The organism is Achromobacter sp. ACM01, assembly GCF_014851745.1.
GTDB classification, from domain to species: Bacteria; Pseudomonadota; Gammaproteobacteria; order Burkholderiales; family Burkholderiaceae_B; genus Achromobacter; species Achromobacter aegrifaciens.
Genome location: NZ_JACVAF010000007.1, coordinates 145,839 through 172,401, shown reverse-complemented (window position 1 = coordinate 172,401; position 26,563 = coordinate 145,839). Strand labels below are relative to the sequence as shown.

22 protein-coding genes are annotated in these 26,563 nt (G+C 68.1%); 17 read left to right on the top strand and 5 right to left on the bottom strand.

Going from position 1 to position 26,563, the window contains the following annotated elements:
• The first annotated feature begins 4 nt into the window (after positions 1-4).
• From IB268_RS27180 to IB268_RS27150, 7 genes are all read left to right on the top strand, one after another.
• Positions 5-562 carry a hypothetical protein gene (locus tag IB268_RS27180; RefSeq protein ID WP_192355105.1) on the top strand — a complete coding sequence of 186 codons (558 nt, stop codon included), beginning with the start codon at positions 5-7 and terminating at the stop codon, positions 560-562.
• Positions 559-1,758 (top strand): beta-ketoacyl-ACP synthase, encoded by a 1,200-nt coding sequence (locus tag IB268_RS27175; protein ID WP_192355104.1) that lies wholly within the window; start codon positions 559-561, stop codon positions 1,756-1,758. Before IB268_RS27180 ends, IB268_RS27175 begins: the two co-directional genes overlap by 4 nt.
• On the top strand, positions 1,755-2,210 hold the full coding sequence (locus IB268_RS27170) for a hotdog family protein (RefSeq protein ID WP_192355103.1): 456 nt from the start codon (positions 1,755-1,757) through the stop codon (positions 2,208-2,210). The genes IB268_RS27175 and IB268_RS27170 overlap by 4 nt, the downstream gene beginning before the upstream one ends.
• Complete coding sequence (gene fabG / locus IB268_RS27165; protein ID WP_119451654.1) at positions 2,207-2,938, top strand: 3-oxoacyl-ACP reductase FabG; 732 nt, start codon at positions 2,207-2,209, stop codon at positions 2,936-2,938. Before IB268_RS27170 ends, fabG begins: the two co-directional genes overlap by 4 nt.
• Positions 2,938-4,161 (top strand): beta-ketoacyl-ACP synthase, encoded by a 1,224-nt coding sequence (locus IB268_RS27160; RefSeq protein ID WP_054458189.1) that lies wholly within the window; start codon positions 2,938-2,940, stop codon positions 4,159-4,161. Before fabG ends, IB268_RS27160 begins: the two co-directional genes overlap by 1 nt.
• Positions 4,162-4,208: 47 nt before the next feature.
• The gene (locus tag IB268_RS27155; protein WP_119451653.1) at positions 4,209-4,649 is read left to right on the top strand and encodes an excinuclease; all 441 of its coding nucleotides are present in this window, start codon (positions 4,209-4,211) and stop codon (positions 4,647-4,649) included.
• Positions 4,650-4,748: 99 nt separating this feature from the next.
• Complete coding sequence (locus IB268_RS27150; protein WP_054458191.1) at positions 4,749-5,210, top strand: GatB/YqeY domain-containing protein; 462 nt, start codon at positions 4,749-4,751, stop codon at positions 5,208-5,210.
• Positions 5,211-5,275: 65 nt separating this feature from the next.
• Here IB268_RS27150 and dinB read toward each other — a convergent pair whose 3' ends face one another.
• Positions 5,276-6,355 carry a DNA polymerase IV gene (gene dinB, locus IB268_RS27145; RefSeq protein ID WP_119451652.1) on the bottom strand — a complete coding sequence of 360 codons (1,080 nt, stop codon included), beginning with the start codon at positions 6,353-6,355 and terminating at the stop codon, positions 5,276-5,278.
• 102 nt (positions 6,356-6,457) lie between these two features.
• Here dinB and IB268_RS27140 point away from each other — a divergent pair, with 102 nt between their 5' ends.
• On the top strand, positions 6,458-6,880 hold the full coding sequence (locus IB268_RS27140; RefSeq protein WP_054458193.1) for a PaaI family thioesterase: 423 nt from the start codon (positions 6,458-6,460) through the stop codon (positions 6,878-6,880).
• A 36-nt stretch (positions 6,881-6,916) separates the two neighbouring features.
• Here the strand turns inward: IB268_RS27140 and IB268_RS27135 are convergent, their stop codons facing one another.
• Both IB268_RS27135 and IB268_RS27130 read right to left on the bottom strand, forming a co-directional pair.
• Positions 6,917-7,369: a BPTD_2524 family lipoprotein gene (locus IB268_RS27135; RefSeq protein ID WP_054458194.1), complete on the bottom strand. Its 453-nt coding sequence runs from the start codon at positions 7,367-7,369 to the stop codon at positions 6,917-6,919.
• Positions 7,370-7,436: 67 nt separating this feature from the next.
• Positions 7,437-8,252 (bottom strand): IclR family transcriptional regulator, encoded by an 816-nt coding sequence (locus IB268_RS27130; protein ID WP_054458195.1) that lies wholly within the window; start codon positions 8,250-8,252, stop codon positions 7,437-7,439.
• A gap of 108 nt (positions 8,253-8,360) precedes the next feature.
• Here IB268_RS27130 and IB268_RS27125 point away from each other — a divergent pair, with 108 nt between their 5' ends.
• From IB268_RS27125 to IB268_RS27115, 3 genes are all read left to right on the top strand, one after another.
• Positions 8,361-10,433 (top strand): metallophosphoesterase, encoded by a 2,073-nt coding sequence (locus IB268_RS27125; RefSeq protein WP_192355102.1) that lies wholly within the window; start codon positions 8,361-8,363, stop codon positions 10,431-10,433.
• A gap of 29 nt (positions 10,434-10,462) precedes the next feature.
• Positions 10,463-11,428, top strand: a complete 966-nt coding sequence (locus IB268_RS27120; RefSeq protein WP_054458197.1) for a tripartite tricarboxylate transporter substrate binding protein — start codon at positions 10,463-10,465, stop codon at positions 11,426-11,428.
• Between the two features lie 123 nt (positions 11,429-11,551).
• Positions 11,552-13,468: a S9 family peptidase gene (locus IB268_RS27115; RefSeq protein ID WP_054458198.1), complete on the top strand. Its 1,917-nt coding sequence runs from the start codon at positions 11,552-11,554 to the stop codon at positions 13,466-13,468.
• Here IB268_RS27115 and IB268_RS27110 read toward each other — a convergent pair.
• Positions 13,458-14,669, bottom strand: coding sequence for a GGDEF domain-containing protein (locus tag IB268_RS27110; protein WP_192355101.1), 1,212 nt, complete (start codon positions 14,667-14,669; stop codon positions 13,458-13,460). The two genes, IB268_RS27115 and IB268_RS27110, sit on opposite strands and share 11 nt — an antisense overlap.
• Before the next feature lie 555 nt (positions 14,670-15,224).
• On the opposite strand from IB268_RS27110, the gene pgaA reads away from it, so the two are divergent.
• From pgaA to pgaD, 4 genes are read left to right on the top strand one after another with little or no spacing between them, the layout of a single operon-like run.
• On the top strand, positions 15,225-17,696 hold the full coding sequence (gene pgaA, locus IB268_RS27105) for a poly-beta-1,6 N-acetyl-D-glucosamine export porin PgaA (RefSeq protein WP_054458200.1): 2,472 nt from the start codon (positions 15,225-15,227) through the stop codon (positions 17,694-17,696).
• A gap of 20 nt (positions 17,697-17,716) precedes the next feature.
• The gene (gene pgaB / locus IB268_RS27100) at positions 17,717-19,750 is read left to right on the top strand and encodes a poly-beta-1,6-N-acetyl-D-glucosamine N-deacetylase PgaB (RefSeq protein WP_192355100.1); all 2,034 of its coding nucleotides are present in this window, start codon (positions 17,717-17,719) and stop codon (positions 19,748-19,750) included.
• Complete coding sequence (gene pgaC, locus IB268_RS27095; RefSeq protein ID WP_118934541.1) at positions 19,747-21,087, top strand: poly-beta-1,6-N-acetyl-D-glucosamine synthase; 1,341 nt, start codon at positions 19,747-19,749, stop codon at positions 21,085-21,087. Before pgaB ends, pgaC begins: the two co-directional genes overlap by 4 nt.
• Complete coding sequence (pgaD, locus tag IB268_RS27090; RefSeq protein ID WP_192355099.1) at positions 21,084-21,530, top strand: poly-beta-1,6-N-acetyl-D-glucosamine biosynthesis protein PgaD; 447 nt, start codon at positions 21,084-21,086, stop codon at positions 21,528-21,530. Before pgaC ends, pgaD begins: the two co-directional genes overlap by 4 nt.
• Before the next feature lie 62 nt (positions 21,531-21,592).
• On the opposite strand, the gene IB268_RS27085 is transcribed toward pgaD, so the two are convergent.
• Positions 21,593-22,837, bottom strand: coding sequence for an MFS transporter (locus IB268_RS27085; RefSeq protein WP_054458204.1), 1,245 nt, complete (start codon positions 22,835-22,837; stop codon positions 21,593-21,595).
• Positions 22,838-23,020: 183 nt separating this feature from the next.
• Here IB268_RS27085 and IB268_RS27080 point away from each other — a divergent pair, with 183 nt between their 5' ends.
• Complete coding sequence (locus IB268_RS27080) at positions 23,021-23,821, top strand: helix-turn-helix domain-containing protein (RefSeq protein ID WP_054458295.1); 801 nt, start codon at positions 23,021-23,023, stop codon at positions 23,819-23,821.
• 107 nt (positions 23,822-23,928) lie between these two features.
• Positions 23,929-26,526: a penicillin-binding protein 1A gene (locus tag IB268_RS27075; RefSeq protein WP_192355098.1), complete on the top strand. Its 2,598-nt coding sequence runs from the start codon at positions 23,929-23,931 to the stop codon at positions 26,524-26,526.
• Positions 26,527-26,563: the final 37 nt, after the last annotated feature.

The window sequence follows — 26,563 nt, the reverse complement described above, 5'->3', positions numbered from 1 at the left end:
GACCATGGCCGCCACCCGCTCCTCCTTCCTGTCCGCCGCGCGCACCCTGGGCGCGCTGCTGGCGCTTGCCCTGCTGGCAGGCTGCGCGGGCGCGCCGCCATTGCCGGCGCGCAACGCGGACTTCACGCTGCCGCGGCAGCTGCATGTGGTGCAGGCCGTCGCCGGCCAGCCGCCGCTGGACACGCTGCTGGTGGTGCAGCGCGAAGGCGCCGCCTTGCGCTGGTCCCTGTTCGATCCCATGGGCGTGCCGCAGGCGCGCCAGATGCTGGAACGCGGCCAATGGCGCAACGACGGCTTCCTGCGGCCCAATGCCGGGGCGCGCGATCTGTTCGCCGCCCTGATGTTTGCGTGGACGCCCGAAGCGGAACTGGATGCGGCCTACGGCGCCGGCAACTGGCGCGCCAGCCGCGAGGACGATGGCGCGGCGCAACGCGAACTGCTGGACCGCGGCGGTTCGCGCTGGAGCGTGCGCTGGCCGCAGGCCGCGCAGACCGGCACGTTCATCATCACCACTGCCGACCAGGTCACCTGGCGGATCTCGCCCTTGAAGGAGCAGCCATGAACACCTGGTTGGGTACGCCCGGCGTGGTGTGCGCGCTGGGCGCCGGCATCGACGCGGTAGCCCGCGCCGCCTTCGCCGGCGACACCTCGGGCATGGGCCCGCAGCCGGATTGGGTCCATGGCCGCACGCTGACGCTGGGCGGCCATGCGGACGCGCTGCCGCCCATCCCCGACACGCTGCCCGCCCATCACCACAGCCGCAACAACCAATTGCTGCTGGCCGCCGCTTTGCAGATCGAACCGCAACTGCGCGCCGCCGTGGCCCGCCATGGCGCCAGCCGCGTCGCCGTCGTGCTGGGCACCAGCACTTCCGGCGTCAACGACAATGCGCCGGCCTTCCGCCAACTGGCGGCGCAGGGCGCATGGCCGGACGGCTACGACTACCGCCGCCAGGCGCTGTCGTCCCCCGCCGCCTTTTTCGCGGACTGGCTGGGCGCCACCGGCCCCGCCTACACGCTGTCCACGGCCTGCACCTCCAGCGCCCGCGCCCTGCTGTCCGCGCGCCGCCTGCTCGCCTCGGGCCTGTGCGACGCCGTGGTCTGCGGCGGCGCGGACACCCTGTGCCGCCTGACCATCAACGGCTTCGCCACGCTGGAAGCCATCGACGACATGCTGTGCCTGCCCTTCTCTGCTAACCGCCGCGGCATCAACATCGGCGAAGCCGGCGTGCTGTTCCTGATGGAACGCGAGCCCGCAGGGGAGCGCTCCGTGGCGCTGCTGGGCGGCGGCGCCAGCTCCGACGCCTGGCACATGTCCGCGCCCGAACCCAGCGGCGCCGGCGCGCGGGCAGCCATGCAGGCCGCGCTGCATTCCGCCGGCGTGGACGCGGCCAGCATAGGCTGGGTCAATCTGCACGGCACCGGCACCCTCCACAACGACGCCATGGAAAGCCAGGCCATGCACGCCGTCTTTCCGCAGGGCGTGCCCTGCGCCTCGACCAAGGCGCTTACCGGCCACGCGCTGGGCGCGGCAGGCGCGCTGGAAGCGGCGCTGGCCTGGGCCACGCTGTCGGCCGGCAATGCCGAAGGACGGCTGATGCCCCACGTCTGGGACGGGCAGCCCGATCCAACCCTGCCGGCGCTGGATTTCAGCACCGCGCAGCACCGCTACGCGCAAGGCCGGCCGCGCCTGGCCATGAGCAATTCCTTCGCCTTCGGCGGCAACAACGCCAGCCTGATCCTGGGAGCCCAAGCATGACGACCTGGCCGGTATCCAGCCTGCTGCCGCACGCCGGCGACATGATCCTGATCGACGAGGTCTGCAGCCACGACGCCGACAGCCTGACCGCGCGAGCCGTGGTCAGGCCCGGCCCCTACTCGCTGCCCGACGGCTCATTGCCGCCATGGCTGGGCATGGAGCTGATGGCGCAGGCCGTGGGCGCCTGGGCCGGCTGCCAGGCGCGCCAGGCCGGCGAACCCGTCAAACTGGGCTTTCTGCTCGGCACCCGGCGCTACGAAAGCCACGCGGACGCGCTGCCCGCCGGCGCCCGCCTGACCATACATGCGCGCCGCGGGCTGATCGACGCCAGCGGCATGAGCGTCTTCGAATGCGAACTGCGCGACGACGCGCGCCTGCTGGCCAAGGCCAGGCTGAACGTCTATCAGCCCAAGGACCCCGCCGCTTTTATCCAGGAAGAATCACCCGAATGAGCACCGCCCCGATACTCGTAACCGGCTCGAGCCGCGGCATCGGCCGCGCCATCGCGCTGGCCCTGGCCGACGCCGGCCACGACCTGGTGCTGCACTGCCGCCAGCGGCTCGACCAGGCGCAAGCCGTGCAGGCCGAAGTCCAGGCGCGCGGACGCCAGGCGCGCGTGCTGCAATTCGATGTGGCGGACCGCCAGCAATGCGCCGCCGCCCTGCAGGCCGACATCGACGCGCACGGCGCCTATTACGGCGTGGTCCTCAACGCCGGCCTGACCCGCGACGGCGCGTTTCCCGCTTTGACAGGCGACGATTGGGACCAGGTGCTGCGCACCAACCTCGACGGCTTCTACAACGTGCTCAGTCCGCTCGCCATGCCCATGATCCGCCGCCGCGCGCCTGGCCGCGTGGTCTGCATGGCGTCCGTGTCCGGCCTGATCGGCAACCGCGGCCAGGTGAACTACAGCGCCTCCAAGGCCGGCCTCATCGGCGCCGCGAAAGCTCTGGCCGTGGAACTGGCCAAGCGCCAGATCACCGTCAACTGCGTGGCGCCGGGCCTGATCGACACCGACATGATCGACGAGCACGTGCCGGTCGAGGAAATCCTGAAGGCCGTGCCCGCGCAACGCATGGGGCGGCCCGAGGAAGTGGCCGCCGCCGTCGTATTCCTGATGTCTCCCGGCGCCGCCTACATCACGCGCCAGGTCATCGCCGTCAACGGAGGGCTGTGCTGATGAAACGCGTCGTCATCACCGGCATGGGCGGCATCAGCGCGCTCGGCAACGACTGGTCCAGCGTGCAGCAGGCGTTCCAGGCGGGGCGCAGCGCGATCCGCGTCATGCCCGACTGGTCGCGCTACGCCGAACTGAACACCCGCCTGGCCGGCCCCATCGAAGGCTTCCAGACGCCCGCGCACTGGACCCGCAAGCAGTTGCGCAGCATGGGACGGGTTTCCCAGCTGGCGGTGCGCGCCGCGGAACTGGCGCTGGACGACGCGGCGCTGCTGGGCGACCCATGCATCGCCGACGGTCGCATGGGCGTGGCCTGCGGCTCCTCGGTGGGCAGCACGGCGGAAATCCGCGCCTTCGGCAACATGCTGCTCAATGGCGTCACGGATGATCTCAACGCCAATTCCTACGTCCGCATGATGCCCCACACCACCGCGGCCAACGTCGGCATCTTCTTCGAGCTGAAGGGCCGCATCATCCCGACCTCCAGCGCCTGCACCTCGGGCAGCCAGGGCATAGGCTACGCCTACGAAGCCATCCGCTACGGCCGCCAGGAGCTGATGCTGGCAGGCGGCGCGGAAGAGCTCTGCGCCAGCGAAGCCCTGGTGTTCGACGCGCTCTACGCGACCAGCCAGAAAAACGACACGCCCGAACTCACGCCGCGCCCCTACGACCGCGACCGCGACGGCCTGGTGATCGGCGAAGGCGGCGGCATGCTGGTGCTGGAATCGCTGGACCACGCACTGGCGCGCGGCGCGCGCATCCACGCGGAAATCGTCGGCTTCGGCAGCAATTCGGACGGCACGCACATCACCCGCCCCGAGGCCGGCACCATGCGCATCGCCATGGAAATGGCGCTGGCCGACGCGGGCCTGCCGCCGCAAGCCATCGGCTACGTCAACGGCCACGGCACCGCCACGGAACAGGGCGACATCGCCGAAACGCAGGCCACGCACGGCCTGTTCGGCAGCCGCATGCCCATCAGCTCGCAAAAGAGCTACCTGGGCCACACCCTGGGCGCCTGCGGCGTGCTGGAGTCGTGGTTCAGCATTGAAATGCTCAACCGCGACTGGTATGCGCCCACGCTCAATCTGCGCAACGTCGACCCGCGCTGCGGCGAACTCGACTACCTGACCGAGGGCCGCAACATGAGCAACGAATATGTCATGAACAACAACTTCGCCTTTGGCGGCATCAACACCTCGTTGATCTTCCGCCGCTGGCGCTGAAGTTCGCAATATCCGCGTTTTTCCCTCTCAAGAATGGAATGCCTGTCATGAACGTTTCTTACAAGCTGTCCGCCGCCCTGCTTTTGTCGCTGGCATGCTCGGCGCAAGCCCTGGCTGCGGATCGTACCGTCCATCTGCCCATGCAGGCCGCAGTCGAAGCCGCCCAGGCCGCCGGCAAGATCGACGGCAGCGTCAAGTTCTACCTTGCCGGCACCGGCCCCAAGGGCACGGTGCTGGAATCCGGCGTCGTCACCAACCGCAAGACCAACGCCTTCGCCAAGAAGGACGAGGACGCCTGCCTGTGGGTGGCCCAATCCGCCATCATCGCCCTGCACGAAGCGGCCAAGAAGGCCGGTGCGAACGCGGTGACCAATATCATCAGCTACTACCGCAAGAACGAATACAGCAGCAAGACCGACTACGAATGCCATGCCGGCGCGATGGTGGCCGGCGTCGCCCTGCGTGGCGACCTGGCCAAGGTAAAGTAAGCAAGGTGAACCGGCGCCCGCGGGAAATCGCCCGCCGCCGGAAATCGCCGGCCGCCGGTTTAAACTGCTTGTTTGTCGCAACACCACAAAGGTTTACCCATGAGCACTGCTACGCTCAAGACCCGCCTCTCCGATGCCGTCAAGGACGCGATGCGCGCCAAGGCCGCCGAACGCCTGACCACGCTGCGCTTCCTGCTGGCTGCCGTCAAGCAGAAGGAAGTGGACGAACGCCGCGACCTGAACGACGCCGAGATCACGGCCATCATCGAAAAGCAGGTCAAACAGCGCCGCGAGTCCATCGCCGCGTTCGAACAGGCCGGCCGCACCGAAACCGCCGAACAGGAAAAGGCCGAACTGCTGGTGCTGCAGGAATTCCTGCCGCAAGCCGCCACGCCCGAGGAAGTCTCGGCCGCCATCGACGCCGCGCTGGCGGAAGTGGCCGCGCAGGGCGTGACCGGCGCGCCCGCCATGGGCAAGGTCATGGCGCTGCTGAAGCAGGCCCTGGCCGGCCGCGCCGACATGACGGCGCTGTCACAGCAAGTGAAGGCCCGCCTGGCCTGAGTCCGCACATGCCTGGCTGCCGTTCGGCTTCCAGCCAGACACGGTAGCCAGCCGCCCCGCTCGGCTCAGAACGCGCCCCCGAACAGATCGGGCTGGCGCGACTGCTCCTGCGGGTCGGCGAAATTGCTCATCCCCACCCCCGCCAGCCGGTACAGCGTTTCCGGCGGCAAGTCCACGCGCTCGCACAGCAGCCTGGCGACGGCGGCCAGCTCCACCGCCGATCCGGGCGGGTTCAGGCTGGTCTGGCTGCGCGTCAGGATGCGGAAACGGTCCGTCTTCAACTTGAGCACCACGGTACGGCCCAGGGCGCCCTTCTTCAACGCCTGGTCCCACACCCGTTCCGCCATGCGGTCGATGGCCTCGCCCACCGCGTCCAGGCGGATATCCTGCGAGAACGTCGTCTCCGACGATACCTGCTGCAAAGGCTGATCCGTCTGCACCTCGCGCTCGTCGATGCCGCGCGCCAATTCGTACAGGCGCCGGCCATAGCGGCCGAAGTAATGCTCCAGCTCCTGGGCGCTGTGCGTGGCCAGGTCTCCCACGGTATGGATGCCCAGTTGCTCCAGGCGCGCCTGCGTCACCTTGCCCACGCCCGGCACTTTGCGCACCGGCAAGGGCTCCAGAAAGGCCAGCACCTTGGCGGGCCGGACCACGAACAGGCCGTCCGGCTTGTTCCAGTCGGACGCGATCTTGGCCAGGAATTTATTGGGCGCGACTCCCGCCGAGGCCGTCAGCCCGGTTTCCTCGCGGATCTGCTGCCGGATGACTTGCGCGACCTCGGTGGCCGAGGGCAGACCCAGCTTGTTGACGGTAACGTCGAGGTAGGCCTCGTCCAGCGACAAGGGTTCGATCATGTCGGTATGGCGGGCAAAGATCTGCCTGACCTGGCGCGAGACCTCGCGGTAGCGGTTGAAATCCGGCGGCACGTAGATCGCATGGGGACACAGGCGCTCCGCGCGGGCGGCGGACATGGCCGAATGGATGCCGAACCGCCGCGCCTCGTAGGACGCGGCGCACACCACCGAGCGCGGTCCGGTCCAGGCCACGACCACGGGCTTGCCGCGCAGTTCGGGGTTGTCGCGCTGTTCCACGGAGGCATAGAACGCGTCCATGTCCACGTGCACGATCTTCCGTAATTCAATCATGGTGGTGATGCCCCCATGAGCCGTTCATCGCCTGAAACCCCGTGGCAAAACATATATTATGACCGCCGACAACCGACTTTCCATTCCTGCCCGCAACGGTCCATGACTGCAGCCTCCACGCCTCAAACCGACTACTTCGGCCTGACCATCCCCTTCATGCATTTCATCGGCCTGGTGCCCGAGAGCATCGCGCCGGCCTATGCCCGTACCTCGCTGCCCTGGCGCGCCGACCTGACCAACAGCCGCGGCGACGTGCATGGAGGCACGCTGATGAGCGTGCTGGACTTCACGCTCAGCGCCGCCGCCCGCGGCTCGGCCGACGGCACGGAAGGCATGGCCACCATCGACATGAACACCTCGTTCCTGTCGCCCGGCACGGGCGACCTGGTGATCGAGGCGCGCTGCCTGCGCAAAGGGGCGTCGATCGCCTTCTGCGAAGGCGAGGTCCGGCGCGCCGACGGCGAGCTGGTGGCGCGCGCCACCGCCACCTTCAAGATCATCCGCCGCCGCCCGGGCGGGGACTGAGCGCGCCGGCGGCGGCAAGCCGCCAGCGCCCGCGCATCAGTTGGGCAGGTCGCGCGAAGGCTTGACCGGCGGGCGCGGATCCAGCGGCATATAGCTGCTGCACGACACCAGGCTGTAATAGACGGCGTCCTGCATCGCGCGCATGGCGGCCGCGTCCCAGGTGCCCTTGCCCCACACCGCGATGCGCACATCGGTGGTCTTGGGGCCGGCCGCCTTCAATTCGACCCGCGTCATCTCATTGTCGCTATAGGGCGCCAGCACCTGCACCACGCCGGACTGCGCGCTTTCGTTCATGGTGTCCACCACGCGATAGGCGTTGTCGGTGCTGCGCAGGCACGCATTGGCCTGCCGGATCGCCGCGTCGTAGGCGTCCTTGAAGGCCACCGGGGCCTTGAATTCGCTGTGCGGCGACGTGCCGGGCGAAATGCCCATCGAGCAGCCCGCCAGGCCCAGGGCCAGCGCCGAAGCCGCGACCAGTTTCCAGTACATGTGTATCTCCAGATCAGTGCCCGCGATTATCCCGCATATCGGCTGCGCGCGATAAGCGCAGCCGCGTTCACATGATCCCGATGCGGTACTCCAGGTTCTTCACCAGGGTCCGCAGGCGCGGCCCCAGGGTCTCGTACACGTGCTTTTCGTCCAGGTTGTCAGCCGGGATCGTCACGTTGAAGGCCAGCGGCAAGTCATTGGAGCGATAGCGCATCGGCGTGGCGATGCCGCACAGCTCGGCCCGCCAGTCCTTGCTGACCACGCAGAAGCCGTGCTCGGCGATGGCATCGAACGCGGGTTGCAGCGATGGGCCGAAGCGTTCCCAGTCCTCCGGGAACTCCTCGGCCAGCCGGGCGCAGATGAGCTCACGCTCGTCCGGCGTCTGCGCATACAGCAGCGCGCGCCCGGTGGCGGTGCGCAGCAAGGGGCGGGCCGACCCGATGTCCGGGCGCGAGGCATTGGACGCGCCGTCGTGCACCGTTTCCACGTAGACCACCTGCAGGCGGTCGCGGATGGCCATGGACACCGGCCCCTTGGCATAGCGCGCCAGTTCGATCATGTCGTGCGCCGCCAGCTGCCGCAGCGTCAGGTGCACCAGCAAGGGATAGCCCAGCGTCAGCACCGCCGGACCCAGCGAATATTTGCCGGTGCGTTCGTCGCGCCGCAGATAGCCCAGCCCCACCAGCGTGAACGTCAGCCTGGACACCGTCGGGCGCGTCAGGCCGAGCATTTCGGCGATTTCCTTGTTGCCCAGCTGCGGCTCGGCCGCCGAAAAGCACTTGAGCACGTCGAGCCCGTTGGAAAGCGTGGAGGCAAAGCGCGGGTGCGCTTCCAGCGAGGCGCGGGATTCGAGTTCGTAGTTGAGCGGCGTTTTCGAGTGCATGGCGGCCTAGGGATTCGGAGCATTGACAGTATATCGCCTGCCGAAATACAAACATTCCGTTCACTATAAACACTTGAATTCCATTTATTGAAATTGAAAGGGTAGTTGATGACGAATTCCCGCTTTTCCCGCCAGCCGCTGGGCGCCCGCCTGTTCAGCTTTGCCGTGGTGGCCGACACCCACGTCAATGAATCCGAAGACACCTGCGCGTCGCCCTTCGCCACCAATGCCCGCGCCAATGCCCGGGCGCGGCACGTCTTCGCCGACATCGCCAGCCTGGACCCCGCGCCCGCCTTCACCATCCACCTGGGAGACATCGTCCACCCGGTGCCCAGCATGCCTTCGTTCGAGGTGGCGGCCGACCGCTTCAAGGCCATCGCCGGCCAGATCGACATGCCGCTGCACCTGGTGCCCGGCAACCACGACGTCGGCGACAAGCGCATCGACTGGATGCCCGCCGACATCGTCTGCGACGACTACCTGGACAAGTACCGCCAGGTGTTCGGGCCGGACTATTACGCGGTGGACCATGGCGGCGTGCGCTTCCTGTTCCTGAACGCGCTGCTGTTCAACTCCGGACTGGCGGCGGATGACGCGCAGCGCGCCTGGATCGACGAGCAATTGGCAGGCGCCAGCGGCCGCGTCTTCGTGTCGCTGCATTACCCGCCCTATCTGCATGACGCCAACGAACGCGGGTCCTACGACAACATCGACGAGCCCGGCCGCGGCTGGCTGCTGTCGCGCCTGGCCGATCCGCGCGTCGAAGGCGTGTTCGCCGGCCACGTCCACAATTTCTGGTACGACGTCATCGGCGTCGCGGAGGTCTACATGCTGCCGTCGACCGCCTTCCTGCGGCATGACTTTTCCGAGTTCTACCGGGTGCCGCCGGCGGACGAATTCGGCCGCGGCGACGTGGAAAAATTCGGCTATTTCATCGTCGACGTGCATGAGCAGGGGCATGTCGCCAAGCTGATCCGCACGCACGGCGCCATGCGCGGCGAGGCCGAACCGGGCCGGGCGGCGGCGCGCACCCTGCCTACCGTCCATACCAAGACCGCCGCCTGCGACGGCATCGCGGTCGAGATGCGGCATCCCTGGGCCGAGATCGTCGAAATCCCCTGCACCGGCGGCGTACAGGAGTTCGGCCGCAAGCTGGCGCGCAACGACTACCCGCTGATGTCCATGTGGGAAATGGGGCTGCGCACGCTCAAGATTCCCGTGCAGGATCTGCGCGACGACAAGACCTTGCGCCGTGCGCGCCTCATGTCCGACGTCGGCCACCGCTTCGTGCTGACCTCGCTGGGGCTGCCGGACGCCAGGCTGCTGCAACAGGCGCGCGAGCATGGCGTGGCCATCGCCGCTATCGAGATCAACCTGAACGCCCAGGCGCTGGAAGAGGCGGGCGCAGCCTTGCAGCGCCTGCGCGCGCGCACCGACGCCCGCCTTGTCTATTGCAAGATCCGCACGGGCGCGGACGATGCCCACTTCGACGGCAAGCACTACAGCCATTTCGTCAACACCGGCCTGCGTGCGTCCGAGCTCGAAGCGGCGCAATCCGCGCTGCTGCCGCACTTCGCGCAGAAGAACCTGGACGGTTTCACCGTACGCCTGGACTGGGGCGCCGACCTGATCGCCACGCACCAGCAACTGGCCGCGCAGGCGCGCGACTGGGGCGCGACGGTGAACGTGGGCGTCAAGCTGGCCGACCGCCTGGCGGCGGCCAACACCGACGACACCGCCATCGCCGCGCTGGTGGCCGAAGCCTTCCTGGCGGCCCGGACCACGGACGCGGTGAGCTATTCCTTCGACACCTTCATGGACGTGGATCGCGGCTACTTTCCGCGCAACGGCCTGATCGACCGCCGCTACGATCCGCGCCCCGCCGGACTGGCGCTGGCCGCGCTGAACGCGGTCTTTGCAGGCCAGGCCACAGGCGCCGGATCGGTCGAACGCATCGACGGCGAAGCCGGTCTGCGTCTGTGCCGCTACCGCTGCGGCGAGCAGACCTATGAACTGGCCTACGGCCCCGGACCGGCCCTCAAGCGTCAGATCGAGGCCGGCGCGTTCAAGCGCGTCGTCGACCTGACGGCCCAGCGCGCGCTGCAGACCGGGGACGATTGGGCCGAGTACGCGCGCCTGCATCTGCCCGGCCAGGCCGTGCTGTTGATCCAGCGCAGTTGAACCCTCATTCCCCGCACAGGAGCCACCCCATGTTTCGATACGCAATCAAACTCGCGGGACTGCTGGCCGCCGCCTGCCTTCCCATGTATGCGCAGGCGCAGCCCTATCCCGACAAGCCGGTGCGCCTGATCGTTGCCTACACGCCCGGCGGCGCCACCGACGTGATCGCCCGCATCCTCGCGGCAAAGCTCAGCACCAGTTGGGGCCAGCAGGTCATCGTGGAGAACAAGTCCGGCGCCAGCGGCATGATAGGCGCCGAACAGGTCGCGCGCGCCACACCCGACGGCTACACCCTGCTGCTGGCCTACACGCCCGAGGTCTCCATCAACAAGCTGGTCTACAAGCAGATGCGCTACGACCCGTTGAAGGACCTGCAGCCCATCGCCCTGGTGGCGGATGCGCCGCTGGTGCTGGTCAGCGGTCCCAAGCTGCCCGCCACCACCTACGCCGATCTCAAGCAACAAGGCGCAAAGGCGCCGCTGGTGTACGGTTCGCCGGGCATGGGCGGCCAGCAGCATCTGGCCGGCGAACTGCTGCGAGTGCGCTCCGGCATGAACCTGACCCACGTGCCCTACCGCGGCACGGCGCTGGCCGTGGCCGATCTGGTGGGCGGCCAGATCGATATCTTCTTCGCCACGGCGCCAGCCATCATCGGCCAGATCGGCGCCGGCAAGCTGCACCCGCTGTTCATCGCCGGTCCCCAGCGTCAGGACATCCTGCCTTCGACCCCGACGGCCAAGGAGGTCGGTCTGGACGACTTCGACATTTCCAACTGGTTCGGCCTGTTCGGCCCCGCCGGCATGCCGCCGGCCCTGGTGGAACGCATTTCCAAGGACACGGCCCAGGCGCTGCAGGCCGCCGACGTGAAGGAAAAACTGCAGGGCCAGGGGCTGGCCATTTCCTACAAGCCGCCCCAGGAATTCAAAACCTTCATCGGCGCCGAAATGGCCAAGTACGGCGCCATCGTCAAGGCCACGGGGCTGGAGCCGCAATAAGGCCGGCGCAGGCCCGGCAGCGTCCGCGGGCGGTTCGACACCGCCCGCGCCGCTATGGCATTATCGGCGGACCACCCGGCGGCCGGCCTCAAGCGCCCGCCGCGGCAACTTCGGAGGTCCCCCTTGTTCTCATTCCTCAAGCGCACCGTCCTGGCCGCCAGCATCATCGGCGTCTCGCTGGGCGCCAGCGCCGCGCAACCGCCGCGCGTCTATCCCCTCAAGGATTTCTTCCGCAACCCCGAACGGGGCTTCTTCCGCCTGGCCGACGACGGCCGCACATTGGGCTTCATGCAGCCCACCAGCGTGGACGGCAATCCCGCCCGCATGAACATCTACGTGCAGCCGCTGCAAGGCAGCACGCCTGTCGGCGACCCGCGGCAACTGACCAGCGAGACCGCGCGCGACATCAGCAACTTCTTCTGGAAAGGCGCCGACGTGGTGCTCTACCAGAAGGATTTCGGCGGCGATGAGAACTTCCACGTGCTGGCCGTCAACGCCAAGACCGGCAAGATCACCGACCTGACGCCGTATGAAGGCGTGCGCGCCGGCATCGAGGACGATCTGGAAGACGATCCCGACCACGTCCTCATCAGCCACAACCAGCGCAATCCGGAAGTCTTCGACGTCTACCGCGTCAACGTCCACACGGGCGCCGCGGAGCTGGTGGCGCAGAACCCGGGCAACATCGTCGGCTGGCAGACCGACCACGCCGGCAAGGTGCGCGCCGCCGTCGCCAGCGACGGCCTGAACACCACCCTGCTCTACCGCGACGACGAATCTTCCGAATTCCGTCCGCTCATCACCACCGACTACCGCACCAGCGTCAGTCCGGCGTTCTTCACCTTCGACGACAAGAAGTTCTACGCCCTGTCCAACCGCGGGCGCGACAAGCTGTCGCTGGTGGTGATCGACCCCGCCCAGCCCGAGGCCGAGGAAGAAATCTTCACGCCCGACACCGTCGACCTGGATTCCGCCGGCTACTCGCGCAAGCGCCGCGTGCTGACGGTAGCCGCCTACCAGACCGACAAGCCGCAATACAAGTTCTTCGACGCGCAGAGCGAGACGCTCTTCAAGAAACTGTCGGCCAAGCTCACTGGCTACGACTTCGCCATCCAGGGATCCAACCGCGACGAAGACAAGTTCATCGTCGCCGCCTACAACGACCGCACGCCCGGCTCGCGCTACATCTACGACGCCGCTGCCGACACGCTGACCAAGCTGGCCGACATCAATCCCGCCATTCCCGAGGCGGACATGTCGCGCGTGCAGCCCATCAGCTACCAGACCCGCGACGGCCTGACGGTCCACGGCTACCTGACGCTGCCCGCCGGCCGCGATCCCAGGAACCTGCCTTGCATCGTGAATCCTCACGGCGGCCCGTGGGCGCGCGACGGCTGGGGCTACAACCCTGAAGTCCAGTTCCTGGCCAACCGCGGCTTCTGCGTGCTGCAGATGAACTTCCGCGGATCGACCGGCTATGGCCGCGCCTTCTGGGAAGCCAGCTTCGGCCAATGGGGCCTGAAGATGCAGGACGACATCACCGATGGCGTGCAGTGGCTCATCGGGCAAGGCATCGCCGATCCCAAGCGCATCGGCATCTACGGAGCCAGCTATGGCGGCTACGCCACGCTGGCCGGCGTGGCGTTCACGCCCGACCTGTATGCCGCCGCGGTGGACTACGTGGGGGTGTCCAACCTGTTCACGTTCATGAAGTCCATTCCGCCATACTGGAAGCCCATGCTGGACAAGATGCAGGACATGGTGGGCGACCCCGAACGCGACCGCGAACGCCTGGCCGCCACCTCGCCCGCGCTGCACGCGGACAGGATCAAGACGCCGCTGTTCGTGGCGCAGGGCGCCAAGGATCCGCGCGTGAACAAGGACGAAAGCGACCAGATGGTCAAGGCGCTGCGCGCCCGCGGCGTCGAGGTCGAGTACATGGTCAAGGACAACGAAGGCCACGGCTTCCACAACGACGAGAACAAATTCGAGTTCTACGAAGCCATGGAGAAGTTCCTGACGGAACATCTCAAGCCCTGACCTCCTCCTCCACCACCGTCGGGCCGCGCTCCTGCGCGCGGCCCGCGGGACGGCCGATCCAGGCCATCTCGACGCGGTCGCGCCCATGTTCCTTGGCGCGGTACAGCGCATCGTCGGCTCGTGCCAGGATGCCGTCCGCGCCGTCTCCCGACTGATACGAAGCCAGGCCGCCGCTGGTGGTCATCCTTACTTCGCGCCCTTGCAGGTGGAAGGGCGTGTCGCGCAGGGCGTCGCAGACGCGCTGCGCCTGCACCAGCGCGCGGGCCGGATCGCAGTCGTACATCAGCAGCACGAATTCCTCGCCGCCCAACCGGCCGAAGCGGTCGCTGGCGCGCACCGCCCGCTGCACCACCTTTGAAAAATGGCGCAGCGCCGCGTCGCCCGCGGCATGGCCGTAACGGTCGTTGATGGACTTGAAATGGTCGATGTCCAGCACCAACACCGCCAGCTTGCCGCCGGCGCGCTGGCAGCGCTGCAACTCGCGCTCCAGCTCGTCCAGGATGCTGCGGCGCGAATAGGCGCCTGTAAGGCCGTCGAAGGTCAGCGCAGCTTCCATCTGTTCGGACAGGCTGGTCTGGATCAGGAGCAGCAGCGCCAGGAACAGCCCGGGCACGGTCACCGTCCCGCAGACAATGAAGAACAGGCCCCAGGGACTGGGCTCGAGCAGCGACGAGGGTTCTTGTCCGCCCACGCTGTAGACCGCCAGGCGCAGGGCATGCAGCGCGGCTAGGCCGAAGCTTGCCAGCATCATGTACAGCATCACGCCGCGCGTGTGCAGCCGCTTGCGCTGGCGGAAGAACACCATGCCCGTCGCCATCATGGCCACGAAGGTGTAGGCGGAAAACAGCAGCATGCGCGCCCGCAGGTCATCCGCCACGTACAGCAGCAGCGCGAACGCAGCGATACTGAGCGCGCCCAGCGCCGCCGTGCGCCGCGCCAGCGGACGCAGGCCGAAGAACTGCCGCACGCCGACGTAGACCAGGCTGACCGCGCAGACCCAGGCGGCGTTCGAGACCATCACATAGACGGCGGACGGCAGGATGGGCGAGGCCGCATAGGCCAGCAGCGACAGCACGGCCAGCGCGTTGCCCGCCGTGAACGCGGCGACGCCGCCCACGTCGCGGGCGCGCAATGGCGCCAGCAACGGCAATGCCAGAGCCGTGGCCAGGCCCCACATCAGAAAGAAAAGAGAAGTCGTCATGGTGTTTGCCGGCTTGCGCCCCGCGGGCGTTCGCCGTCGCTCGTCATTGCTGTTGCACTGGGTTCATGCCTCATGAGGCGGCGTTACATCCCACCACCCCTGACGCTTTTTGTTACCCGTACAGCGACAGACCGGCACAACCTGGCGCCCGTCCGTCGCCGCACGCCGTTTCGCCCTGAACCTTTACCGCCCGCGCCAAGACGATTGCGCGGCAAGCGACGAAGAATACGCCACGGCCGCACTTTCGCCATGGCCCTTTGCACTAATTGACAGTTGACTGACAGTTAACACACTTATAATTCGGGCCATTGACGGTGCCATCAAGAGCGCCGCAATCACGCCCTACGGGCGTGGCGCGTACTAGCCATGCACTCCCATAGCGCGAGTGCGAAGGTCCCCGCAGCGGGCGCCGCGCAGTCCTAACCAAAAAGTGTTCCTTCCCGCCGCCGCCGGCGCCTTTGTGCTGCGCGTCGCCTCGGCTCGCGCCGAAAAAAGGCACGCCCACGGCCGGCCGGACCAGGAACGCCCCGAGTCGCAACTGCGGAAGTATTACAGATGCAAAACAGAGGATCGACACCCCTGGGTGCCGTTGGACCGAGACTGAGCCTGCTGGCGGCTTGCGCCATCCTGGCTCCAGCCATGGCGCTGGCCGGCCCCGGCAACGACTACGACGCCTTGATCGCCAGAGCGCGCGCCGGCGACTACGAGCCCGCGCTGGCGATGCTGCGCCAGCAAGGTCCGGCCGGCGGCAGCCGCGCCATCTACGACCACATCATCATCGCCGGATGGGCCGGCAAGCCCGCCGAAGCCGTCGCCGCCTACGAGCAATTGCCGCAAGGCGCGGCGCTGCCCGGCGACATCCAGCTTTCCGTCGCGCGCGCCTACCGCGACCTGCAGCGCTGGCCCGAGGCGCTGGCCGCGTACCAGGAGGGCGCGCGCCGCCATCCCGGCCAGTCCGCTTTTCGCGCCGGCGAAATCATGACCCTGGCCGATGCCGGCCGCTACCCCGAGGCGCGCGAGGCTGCGGCGCGCTGGCTCAAGCGGCATCCCCGCGATGTCGACGCCCGCCTTGCCCTGAGCTACGTCCACGCCCGCCAGGGCGAGCCTTATGAAGCGCTGCACCAGGCCGACCTGGCCCTGGCCGCCGCGCCCGGCACCCCTTACGTGTTGCGCGAGTACATCTGGGCGCTGCAGCGCGCGCGCATGGCGGACGTGGCGCTGGAGTTGGCGCGCCGTCACCAGGATCTGTTCGACGCTGGCCAGATGCGCGGCTTCGAGGCCGACGCGCTGGCCCAACAGGTGCGGCTGGCGGCCATGCCCACGCGGTCGGAAGCTGAACGTTTCGTGTTGGCCGACAAGGCTTTGGCGCGTTACGACGAACTGATCCCCGTCTGGCAGCAGCAGGAAGACGCCCGCGCCGACGCGCTGCGCGCCCGTATCGACCGCTTGCACGCCCTGCACGTCCGCGTGCGCATGGCCGATCTGGTCCGCGAATACGAAGCCCTGCTGGCCGAGGGCGTCACGGTGCCGCGTTACGCCTTGAACGACGTGGCATCGGCCTACCTGTACGTGCGCCAGCCCGAACGCGCCCGCGACATCTATCGGCAGGTCGCGGCCGACGACGCCCTGCGCGGCGACGATGCCGAGCAGCGCCTGGCGACCGAGACCGGCCTGTACTACTCGCTGGCCGAGGGCGAACAATTCAACGAGACCAGCGCCGTCACCGAAGGCGTCGAATCGGGCTACGCCCCCTGGCTGTACTACAAGGGCCAGGCCACCCGCATGCCCAACGACCTGAACCTGGAAAGCCGCCAGACCCTGGCGTCGGCTCGCCTGCAGGCCAACGACACCGTCGCCGCCCGGCAGCGCCTCGAAGAGATGGTCGAGAACGCGCCCAACAACTCCGGACTGCGCAGCGACCTGGCCACCGTCTACCGCGCCCAATCGCTCCCCCGCGCCTCGGAGGTCGAATTGAAGATGGCCGAGACCCTGGCGCCGCGCAGCCTGGGCGTGGAGAACGGCCAGGGCTTCACCGCCCTGGACTTGCAGGAATGGCGCCAGGCCGAAGCGCTGTCGCAGGACACCATGGCCCGCTCGCCCGAAAACCTGACCAGCCGCCGCCTGGCGCGCGAATGGGAAGTGCACAACAAGGCCGAGCTGCGCATCAACGGTTACCGCGGCCTGGCATCCGACAGCCCGGTCACCGGCAGCGGCGACTTCGGCATCGACGCCGTGCTGTACTCCGCGCCGCTGGACTACAACTGGCGGGTCTTCGGCGGCGGCGGCTACGCCTCCGGCGACTTCGAGGAAGGCCGCGGCAACTACCGCTGGCTGCGCACCGGCGTGGAATGGCGCGGCCGCGACCTCACGATCGAAGGCGAAGTCTCCACCCACGACTATGGCCACGGCGTGAAGCCGGGCGCGCGCCTGTCGGCCGCCTACGACCTGGACGACCATTGGCAGGTGGGCGGCTCGGGCGAAATCATGTCGCGCGAAACGCCGCTGCGCGCGCTGACCAGCGGCATCTATTCCAACAGCCTGTCGGCCTACGTGCGCTGGCGAGCCGACGAGCGCCGCGAATGGACGCTGGCGCTGTCGCCTTCGCACTTCAGCGACGGCAACAACCGCTGGGCGCTGGGCCTGGCCGGGCGCGAGCGCGTCTACACCTCGCCGCACCTGCTGGCGGACCTGGAGTTCGAGGCGTCCACCCAGCGCAACAGCCACGACAGCAACGTGCCCTATTTCAATCCGCGGTCGGACCTGATGCTGCTGCCCGGCGTGCGCCTGACGCACACCCTGTACCGCCGCTACGAAACCGCCTGGGAGCAGATCGGCACCCTGGGCGCAGGCGCTTACACCCAGCAAGGCTACGGCACCGGCGGCGTGATCGCGCTGGGCTACGGCCAGCGATACCGCGCCAACGACGTCCTCGACATGGGCGCCATGATCACCGGCACCAGCCGCCCGTACGACGGCGAACGCGAGCGCGAACTGCGCATCGTGTTCGACCTGACGTACCGCTTCTGAACCCGGATCCGAGTAACGCCATGATGCTTAAAACCCATACCCGCCTGATTCTCGCCGGCCTGCTGTTGCTTGCGATCCTGGCGCTGACCGCCTGCGCCAAGGACATCCCGGTCTACACGCCGCCGGACCAGCGCCCGCTCGCCCCCGCCGAACAGCCCTGGGTGCAGGGCCAGTTCCTGGCCCTGGCCTACCACGACGTGGAAGACGAAGACCCCGACCAGGGCTTTCTCAGCGTGCGCACCGACCGTCTGGTCGAACAGCTGGCCTGGCTGCGCGCCAATGGCTACCAGGCCGTCACCGTGGATCAGATCCTGGCCGCGCGCCAGGGCGGCAAGCCGCTGCCCGAGCGCGCCGTGCTGCTGTCCTTTGACGACGGCTACCGCAGCTTCTACACCCGCGTGCTTCCCATCCTGAAAGCCTATCAATGGCCCGCGCTGCTGGCGCCGGTCGGCGTCTGGATGGACACGCCGGCCAACCAGCGCGTGGACTTCGGCGGCAGCCCCGAAGACCGCAAGCGCTTCCTGAACTGGGACGAGGTCCGCGAGATCTCGCGCTCGGGGCTGGTCGAAATTGCCGCGCACACCAATGCCTCGCACTACGGCGCGCTGGCCAATCCCCAGGGCAATACCGAGCCCGCCGCCGCCATCCGAGCCTACGATGCGCAGACCCGCCGCTACGAGACCGAAGCGGAGTTCGACGCGCGCATGGGCGGCGACGTCGCCGCCATCACCGAAAAGATCCGCCGCGCCACCGGCAAGAAGCCGCGCGTCTGGGTCTGGCCTTATGGCGCCGAAGGCGGCTCCACCCTGCGCATTACCGCCGAGCACGGTTATCAGCTGGCGCTGACGCTGGAGGACGGCCCGGGCCGCGTCGGCCGCCTGATGTCCACGCCGCGCCTGCTGCTGTCCAGCGACCCGACGCTCAAGCCCTTCGCCAACAGCGTGGTCGGCATGGAAGCCCAGCCCTTCATGCGCGTGGCGCACGTGGACCTGGACTACGTCTACGACCCGGACCCGGCGCAAACCGACCGCAACCTGGGTGAGCTGGTGCAGCGCATCCTCGACATGCAGATCAACACGGTGTTCCTGCAGGCCTACTCGGACCCCGTGGGCGACGGCCTGGTGAAGTCCGTCTACTTCCCCAACCGCTGGCTGCCTATGCGCGCCGATCTCTTCAACCGCGCCGCATGGCAGCTGCACAACCGCGCCAACGTGATGGTCTACGCCTGGATGCCGGTGCTGTCCTTCGACCTGGATCCCGCCCTGCCCCGCGTCACGCGCTGGGAGGAAGGCCAGGCGCAGCCAGAGCCGGATCCCGACCAGTACCGCCGCCTGTCGCCGTTCGACCCGACCGTGCGTGCGCGCATCGGCGATCTGTACGAGGACCTGTCCCGCTACGCGATCTTCGACGGCATCCTGTTCCATGACGACGCGCTGCTGTCGGACTTCGAAGACGCCAGCCCCGGCGCGCTGGCCGCCTACCGGGCCGCGGGCCTGCCGGGCAGCATCGCCGAACTGCGCGCGGATCCGGACACCCTGCAACGCTGGACCCGCTACAAGAGCCGCGCGCTGGTGGACTTCACCGCCGAACTCACGCAGCGGGTGCGCGCGGTGCGCGGCCCGCAAATCAAGACGGCGCGCAACATCTTTGCCGAACCCATCCTGAACCCCGGCAGCGAAACCTGGTTCGCGCAGAACCTGGACGACTTCCTCGGCGCCTACGACTGGACCGCGCCGATGGCGATGCCGCTGATGGAAAACGTGCCCGCCGGCCAGGAAAACGCCTGGCTGGACCGGCTGGTCGATACCGTCGCGCAGCGCCCCGGGGCGCTGGACAGGACCGTGTTCGAGCTGCAGGCCCGCGACTGGCGCACCGGCCCCGGCCGCCCCGAAGCCACGCCGGTCGACACGGCCGTGCTGGCCGGCTGGATGAAGCGGCTGCAGCTGCGCGGCTCGCGCAGCTTCGGCTACTACCCCGACGATTTCTCGCAAGACCAGCCCCGGTTGCAAGGCATCCGGCCCGCCATCTCCGAAGCCTGGTATCCGATCAAATGATAGACCGACTGATTGCCCTGCTGATTCTCTGCGCGGTGCTTGGCGCGCCCTTCGGCTTCACCCTGATGCTGACCGGCGAAGCGCTGCTGGGCTTCGTGTTCTTCTACCCCCTGTTCATGTCCGGCATGTGGATGGCCGGCGGCATCTACTTCTGGTGGCATTGGGAGCGGCACTGGAAATGGGGCAAGGACAGCCAGCCGCCAGTCCTGGCCGGCAATCCGCTGGTGTCCATCCTGGTGCCCTGCTACAACGAGGCCGACAACGGCGAAGAGACGCTGCTGGCCGCCCTGGGCCAGAACTATCCGCACATCGAGGTCATCGCCATCAACGACGGCTCCAGCGACGGCACCGCCGACATGCTGGACCGCATGGCCGCCGCCCATCCGCGGCTGCGCGTGGTGCACCTGGCGCAGAACCAGGGCAAGGCCATGGCGCTGCGCATGGGCGCCATGGCTGCGCGCAGCGAGTACCTGGTCTGCATCGACGGCGACGCCATGCTGGACCCGGACGCGGCCGCCTACCTGGTGGCGCCGCTGATCGACAACCCGCGCGTGGGCGCCGTCACCGGCAACCCGCGCATCCGCACCCGCTCCACCATGATCGGGCGCATCCAGGTGGGCGAATTCTCTTCCATCATCGGCCTGATCAAGCGCACCCAGCGCGTCTACGGCCAGGTGTTCACCGTATCCGGCGTGGTCGCCGCCTTCCGGCGCGCGGCGCTGGACCGCGTGGGCTACTGGAGCCTGGACATGATCACCGAGGACATCGACATCAGCTGGAAGCTGCAGCGCGACCACTGGTCGATCTTCTATGAGCCGCGCGGCCTGTGCTGGATCCTGATGCCCGAAACCCTGCGCGGACTGTGGAAGCAGCGGCTGCGCTGGGCCCAGGGCGGCGCCGAGGTCTTCCTGAAGAACCTGCGTTCGATCTGGGTCTGGCGTCACCGCCGCCTGTGGCCGCTGATGGCCGAGTTCTGCTTGTCCACCGCCTGGGCCTTCGCCTTCGGCGTGTCGGTGCTGCTGTGGGCCGTCAGCCAGGTGGTCACGCTGCCCAACAACATGCAGATCGCCAGCCTGATGCCGCCCGCCTTCACCGGCATGATGCTGGCCGTGGTCTGCCTGCTGCAGTTCGTCGTCAGCATCCTGATCGACCGCCGCTACGAGCCCGGCCTGGCCCGCTCGCTGTACTGGGTCATCTGGTATCCACTGGCCTTCTGGATGGTGAGCCTGTTCACCACCCTGGTCAGTTTCCCCAAAGTCATGCTCCGCAAGCAGGCCCGGCGCGCGCGCTGGACCAGCCCGGACCGGGGCATCAAATCACCGGACGCAACGTCATGATCATCACCACGCAACGTTCCCGCGCAGGCTATCTGTTCGACCTCGTCCTGACCGCCGTCGGCTGGTTCGCCTTCGTCTATCTGTTCGGCGCCGGCATCCTGGCGATCCTGCGCGCCGCCGCGGGCGGCCCCGATGTCTCGCTCTGGCCGGTGTTCCTGCCCACCGTGCACACGCTGTGGGGCTATGCGCTGCTGGCCCTGGTCAACGCGGGCGTGCTGGTGGGCTGGGCCGTCTACAACCACCGCAAGTTCGCAGGTAAGGACCGCCGCAAGCCCATCAAGCCGGTGGGCGACCGCCGCGTGGCGGCCAGCTTCGCAATCAGCCCGGCGCAGCTGATGCAGGTGCGCTCCGCGCACACCTGCGTCGTCCACCACGGCGCGGCCGGCGACATCACCGGCATCGACATCAGCCGCCCCCGCCTGAACGCGGTGCAGGCCGGCTGATGCGGTCCCTGCCTGGCGCTGTAAGCCTCCTGGCTTGACGGCGCCAGGCCCGGCGCCCGCCTTCAGCGGCGCGCCTTCTCCACGTTCGGCAGCAGGATCGCCACCACGCCCAGCAAGGGCAGATAGGCGCAGACCTGGTACACATAGCCGATGCTGGTGGCATCAGCCAGCTTGCCCAGCGCCGCGGCGCCCACGCCGCCCATGCCGAAGGCAAAGCCGAAGAACAGTCCGGCGATCATCCCCACCTTGCCCGGCACCAGCTCCTGCGCATAGACCACGATGGCCGAGAACGCCGAGGCCAGTACCATGCCGATAATCACCACCAGCACGCCGGTCCAGAACAGGTTCACATAGGGCAGCAGCAGCGTGAACGGCGCCACGCCCAGGATGGACACCCAGATCACGATCTTGCGGCCGATGCGGTCGCCTACCGGTCCGCCCACCACCGTGCCTACCGCCACCGCGGCCAGGAACAGGAACAGGTAGAGCTGCGCCTCGCGCACCGACAGCGCGAACTTGTCGATCAGGTAGAACGTGAAATAGCTGTTCAGGCTGGCCAGGTAGAAATACTTGGAGAACACCAGCACGCCCAGCACCGCCAGCGCGCCCAGCACCTGGTTGCGCGACAGCCCGTTGCCCGCGCCCTCGCGCCGCGCGCGCGGCTTGAGCAGGACGCGGTTGGCGCTGTACCAGCGGCCGATGCCGGTCAACACCACGATGCCGAACAGCGCCGCCAGCGAAAACCAGGCCACGCTGCGCTGCCCGTGCGGGATGATGAAGAGCGCGGCCAGCAGCGGCCCCAGCGCCGAGCCCACGTTGCCGCCCACCTGGAACAGCGACTGCGCCAGGCCATGGCGTCCGCCGGAGGCCATGCGCGCCACGCGCGAGGATTCCGGGTGGAACACCGACGAGCCCGTGCCCACCAGCACCGCGGCCACCAGCAGCCAGCCGAACGACGGCGCCATCGACAGCAGCAACAGCCCCACCAGGGTGAAGCCCATGCCCACCGGCAGCGAGTACGGTTTGGGATTGCGGTCCGTATAGAAACCGATGAAGGGCTGCAGCAGCGAGGCCGCGAGCTGATAGACCAGCGTGATCAGCCCGATCTGCGCGAACGACAGGCTGAATGAATCCTTCAGCATGGGATAGATGGCCAACAGGATCGACTGGATCATGTCGTTCATCAGGTGCGCCACGCTGATCGCGCCCAGCACCTTGAAGGCAGTGGATGGGTCCGAGGAAGCGGCGGACGGCGGGACCGGATTGGCGTCGGCGACGCCGGCGGCGGAGTTCTGAGGGGGATTCATGGGCGATGGACGCAAGTAAGGGGGATGGACATGTCCAGCGCCACGCCGGACCAATACCCAGTGTAGGAATCCGGGACGGAACCGATCTGCCAATTTTCGTCGCTCAAGTGACAAAATATGGTGACAAAATACGCAAACCACCCCTGAGCCGCCCAACTCATCCTTATGCCGGAAGTGACACGCATGCCCGCCCGACTCCTTTTGCCCGACCCCGCCCGCAGCGTCAATCCGCAGGACTACCAGCACCGGCCGCGCGCCGTGACGGCCATGGCCAAGGAATTCCTGCCAGGCACCCGCACGGGCACCCACTCGCATCCGCGCGCGCAACTGGTCTACGCGGTCGAAGGCGTCATGCGCGTCACCACGCCCAGCGGCTTCTGGGCCCTGCCGCCGCTGCGCGCGCTGTGGGTGCCGGCGGGCGTGCCGCATGGCGTGGACATGGTGGGCGCGGTGTCCATGCGTTCGCTCTATCTCGAAGCCGAGACCGCCCGCGGCTACTGGCCGCAATGCCAGGTGGTCGAGGTCGGCGGCTTGCTGCGAGAGCTGATCCTGGCGCTGACCGCCGAACCCATCGACTATCCGCTGGACGGCCGCGCCGGGCAGGTCGCCGCCCTGCTGCTTTCCGAGCTGGCCGCCGCACGCGTCGCGCCGCTACAGATCCCCTGGCCGCGCGACCGGCGTCTGCAGACCATCTGCGCGGCGATCCTGGACGATCCGGGGCTGCAGCGCGGCATCGAGGACTGGGGCGACGAAGTCGGCGCCAGCGCCCGCACGCTGATCCGCCTGTTCCAGGCCGAACTGGGGCTGAACTACCGGCAGTGGGTCCAGCAGGTCCGGCTGGCCGAGGCGGTGTGCCGGCTGTCGCAGGGCGTGCCGGTCGCGCGCATCGCCGCTGACCTGGGCTACCGCAGCGCCAGCGCCTTCTCGGCCATGTTCCACCGTGCGCTGGGCGCGCCGCCCCAACGCTACCTGAACAATGGCTGACGCCTGCAACCGGATTTGCCGTCACTCGCGACGCAATTCATGTTTAGTTACTGAAACCTTATGACCCTCTGGGCGGTCCATCGTGTTCTGCCCTAGAATCGCCTGCAATGAGCACCCCCCAGCAATCCTCCGCCACCCCGGGCGGCAAACCGGGCCTCCCCTGGAAACGCATTCTCGTCAAGGCGGGCGTAGCCGCCGGCGGCGTCGCCGTGTGCGGCGGCATCGCGCTCGGCCTGGCGCTGGCCCTGGCCTGGCCCAGCCTGCCCGACCTGCACGCCATGACGGACTACCGTCCGCGGGTGCCGCTGCGCATCTATACGGCGGACAAGGTCCTGATCGGCGAGTACGGCGAAGAGCACCGCAACGTGCTGCGCTTTGACGAGATCCCGCCCGTGATGCGCCAGGCGGTGCTGGCAGCCGAGGACGACCGCTTCTACAGCCACGGCGGCGTCGACTGGATGGGGGTGGCGCGCGCGGTCGTGACCAACCTCGTCAAGGGCTCCAAGAGCCAGGGCGGCAGCACCATCACGATGCAGGTGGCGCGCAATTTCTACCTGTCGTCGGAAAAGACCTATTCGCGCAAGTTCTATGAATTGCTGCTGACGTTCAAGATCGAATCCGAGCTCTCCAAGGACCAGATCCTTGAGCTCTACATGAACCAGATCTACCTGGGCCACCGCGCCTATGGTTTCGCGGCCGCCTCGCGCACCTATCTGGGCAAGCCCCTGTCGGAAGTCACGCCGGCCGAGGCCGCCATGCTCGCCGGCATCCCCAAGGCCCCATCGCGCTTCAACCCCATCACCAATTTCCCGCGCGCCGAGATCCGTCAGCACTACGTGCTGGGCCGCATGAAGACGCTGGGCTATCTCACGCCCGAACAGGCCGACGAGGCGCTCAAGCAGCGCCTGACGATTCGCGGCGCGGACGGCGCCAGCGCGCGCGGCTTCGCAATCCACGGCGACTACCCGGCCGAACTGGCGCGCCAGCTCATGTACGGCGTGTTCCAGGAACAGACCTACACCAAGGGCATCGACGTCTACACCACCATCGATTCCAAGGACCAGGAAGCCGCCTACCGCGCCGTGCGCGACGGCGTGCTGGACTACACGCGCCGCGCCGTGTATCCGGGCCCCGAGGACCAGATCGACCTGCCCGAGGGCGTCGAAAAGGACCCGGCCGCGCTGGATGAAATCCTCGACGGCGTGCAGGAAAAGACGCCTGACAGCGAAGATCTGCTGACCGCCGTGGTGCTGGCCGCCAGCCCCACCGAAGTGACGCTGGCGCGCAGCGCGCGCGACATCATCACCATCAGCGACAAGAAGGCGCTGGCAGTGGTGGCGCGCGCGCTCAACCCCAAGGCCAGCGACAGCCAGCGGCTGCGCCGCGGCTCGGTCGTCTACATCCACAAGAACGGCGACAGCTGGGAAATCATCAACATGCCGACGCTGCAGGCGGCGCTGGTCTCGATGGTGCCGCAGGACGGCGCCATCCGCGCCATGATCGGCGGCTTCGACTACAACCGCGGCGGCTTCAACCGCGTGACGCAGGCCTGGCGCCAGCCCGGCTCCAACATCAAGCCCTTCGTCTACGCGGCGGCGCTGGAACGCGGCCTGACCCCGGCCACGCAGATCTCCGACCAGCCCTTCATGCTGACCGCGGAGCAGACCGGCTCCAAGGCCTGGCAGCCCAAGAACGACGGCAACAAGTACGAGCCCATGCTGACGCTGCGCCAGGGCCTCATGCGGTCCAAGAACATGGTGTCGATCCGCATCCTGCAGGCCATCTCGCCGCAATATGCGCAGGACTACCTGACCCGCTTCGGCTTCGACAAGTCGCGTTGGCCGGCCGTGCTGCCGCTGGCGCTGGGCGCGGGCGGCGCCACGCCGCTGCAAGTGGTCAACGGCTACAGCGTGTTCGCCAACGGCGGCTACCGCGTCACCCCGTATCTGGTGGACCGCGTCACCGACCGCTCGGGCAACGTGCTGATGCAGGCCCAGCCTGTCGTCGCCAGCGACGCCCTGGCGCGCGCCATCGATCCCCGCACCGCCTGGGTCATGGACGACATCCTGCGCGGCGTCACGGTCAGCGGCACCGCCGCCCGCGCGCACCAAGTGCTCAAGCGCAACGACATCGGCGGCAAGACCGGCACCACCAACGAGGCCGTGGACGTGTGGTTCTCGGGCTTCACGCCCAGCCTGGCCACCACCGTCTGGATGGGCTTTGACCAGCCCAAGTCGCTGGGCACCAACGAATTCGGCAGCGGCCTGGCCCTGAGCACCTGGCTGGACTACATGCAGCCGGCCTTGAAAGGCGTGCCCGAGGCCAAGCCCGCGCCGCGGCCGGACGGCCTGATCGTGGACAACGGCGAATACTATTTCTCGGAATTCCCGCCGGGCCAGGCCGTGGCCTCGCTGGACCTGTCCTCGGGCGACGCGTTGACCGATTTCCTGAACAACAACCGTTCGACGGACGGCGTGGACACCTCGGTCAAACCCCTGCCGCCCGGCGGCGGCGCAATGCCGCAAAGCAGTCCGGCCCAACCGCCGGTGGCCCTGCCCGTTCCCGTGGCCCCAGCGGGCGGCGCGCCGGCAGGCAACGCGCCGCCTGCCATCCCGCCCATCCCCGTGCCGCCCGTGGACGCCGACACGCCCGCCCGCGCCAGCGCCGTCAGCGGCGCCGGACCGGTGGCCGCCCGGCCGCTCTGACCGCGGCCGGCGACAGCCGCCGGGAATCCAGGCCTGG

Excerpts from the sequence above, each read along its gene's own strand:
- IB268_RS27180 (WP_192355105.1), top strand. The coding sequence starts at position 5 with ATGGCCGCCACCCGCTCCTCCTTCCTGTCCGCCGCGCGCACCCTGGGC.
- IB268_RS27175 (WP_192355104.1), top strand. The coding sequence starts at position 559 with ATGAACACCTGGTTGGGTACGCCCGGCGTGGTGTGCGCGCTGGGCGCC.
- IB268_RS27170 (WP_192355103.1), top strand. The coding sequence starts at position 1,755 with ATGACGACCTGGCCGGTATCCAGCCTGCTGCCGCACGCCGGCGACATG.
- fabG (WP_119451654.1), top strand. The coding sequence starts at position 2,207 with ATGAGCACCGCCCCGATACTCGTAACCGGCTCGAGCCGCGGCATCGGC.
- IB268_RS27160 (WP_054458189.1), top strand. The coding sequence starts at position 2,938 with ATGAAACGCGTCGTCATCACCGGCATGGGCGGCATCAGCGCGCTCGGC.
- IB268_RS27155 (WP_119451653.1), top strand. The coding sequence starts at position 4,209 with ATGAACGTTTCTTACAAGCTGTCCGCCGCCCTGCTTTTGTCGCTGGCA.
- IB268_RS27150 (WP_054458191.1), top strand. The coding sequence starts at position 4,749 with ATGAGCACTGCTACGCTCAAGACCCGCCTCTCCGATGCCGTCAAGGAC.
- dinB (WP_119451652.1), bottom strand. The coding sequence starts at position 6,355 with ATGATTGAATTACGGAAGATCGTGCACGTGGACATGGACGCGTTCTAT.
- IB268_RS27140 (WP_054458193.1), top strand. The coding sequence starts at position 6,458 with ATGACTGCAGCCTCCACGCCTCAAACCGACTACTTCGGCCTGACCATC.
- IB268_RS27135 (WP_054458194.1), bottom strand. The coding sequence starts at position 7,369 with ATGTACTGGAAACTGGTCGCGGCTTCGGCGCTGGCCCTGGGCCTGGCG.
- IB268_RS27130 (WP_054458195.1), bottom strand. The coding sequence starts at position 8,252 with ATGCACTCGAAAACGCCGCTCAACTACGAACTCGAATCCCGCGCCTCG.
- IB268_RS27125 (WP_192355102.1), top strand. The coding sequence starts at position 8,361 with ATGACGAATTCCCGCTTTTCCCGCCAGCCGCTGGGCGCCCGCCTGTTC.
- IB268_RS27120 (WP_054458197.1), top strand. The coding sequence starts at position 10,463 with ATGTTTCGATACGCAATCAAACTCGCGGGACTGCTGGCCGCCGCCTGC.
- IB268_RS27110 (WP_192355101.1), bottom strand. The coding sequence starts at position 14,669 with ATGACGACTTCTCTTTTCTTTCTGATGTGGGGCCTGGCCACGGCTCTG.
- pgaA (WP_054458200.1), top strand. The coding sequence starts at position 15,225 with ATGCAAAACAGAGGATCGACACCCCTGGGTGCCGTTGGACCGAGACTG.
- pgaB (WP_192355100.1), top strand. The coding sequence starts at position 17,717 with ATGATGCTTAAAACCCATACCCGCCTGATTCTCGCCGGCCTGCTGTTG.
- pgaC (WP_118934541.1), top strand. The coding sequence starts at position 19,747 with ATGATAGACCGACTGATTGCCCTGCTGATTCTCTGCGCGGTGCTTGGC.
- pgaD (WP_192355099.1), top strand. The coding sequence starts at position 21,084 with ATGATCATCACCACGCAACGTTCCCGCGCAGGCTATCTGTTCGACCTC.
- IB268_RS27085 (WP_054458204.1), bottom strand. The coding sequence starts at position 22,837 with ATGAATCCCCCTCAGAACTCCGCCGCCGGCGTCGCCGACGCCAATCCG.
- IB268_RS27080 (WP_054458295.1), top strand. The coding sequence starts at position 23,021 with ATGCCCGCCCGACTCCTTTTGCCCGACCCCGCCCGCAGCGTCAATCCG.
- IB268_RS27075 (WP_192355098.1), top strand. The coding sequence starts at position 23,929 with ATGAGCACCCCCCAGCAATCCTCCGCCACCCCGGGCGGCAAACCGGGC.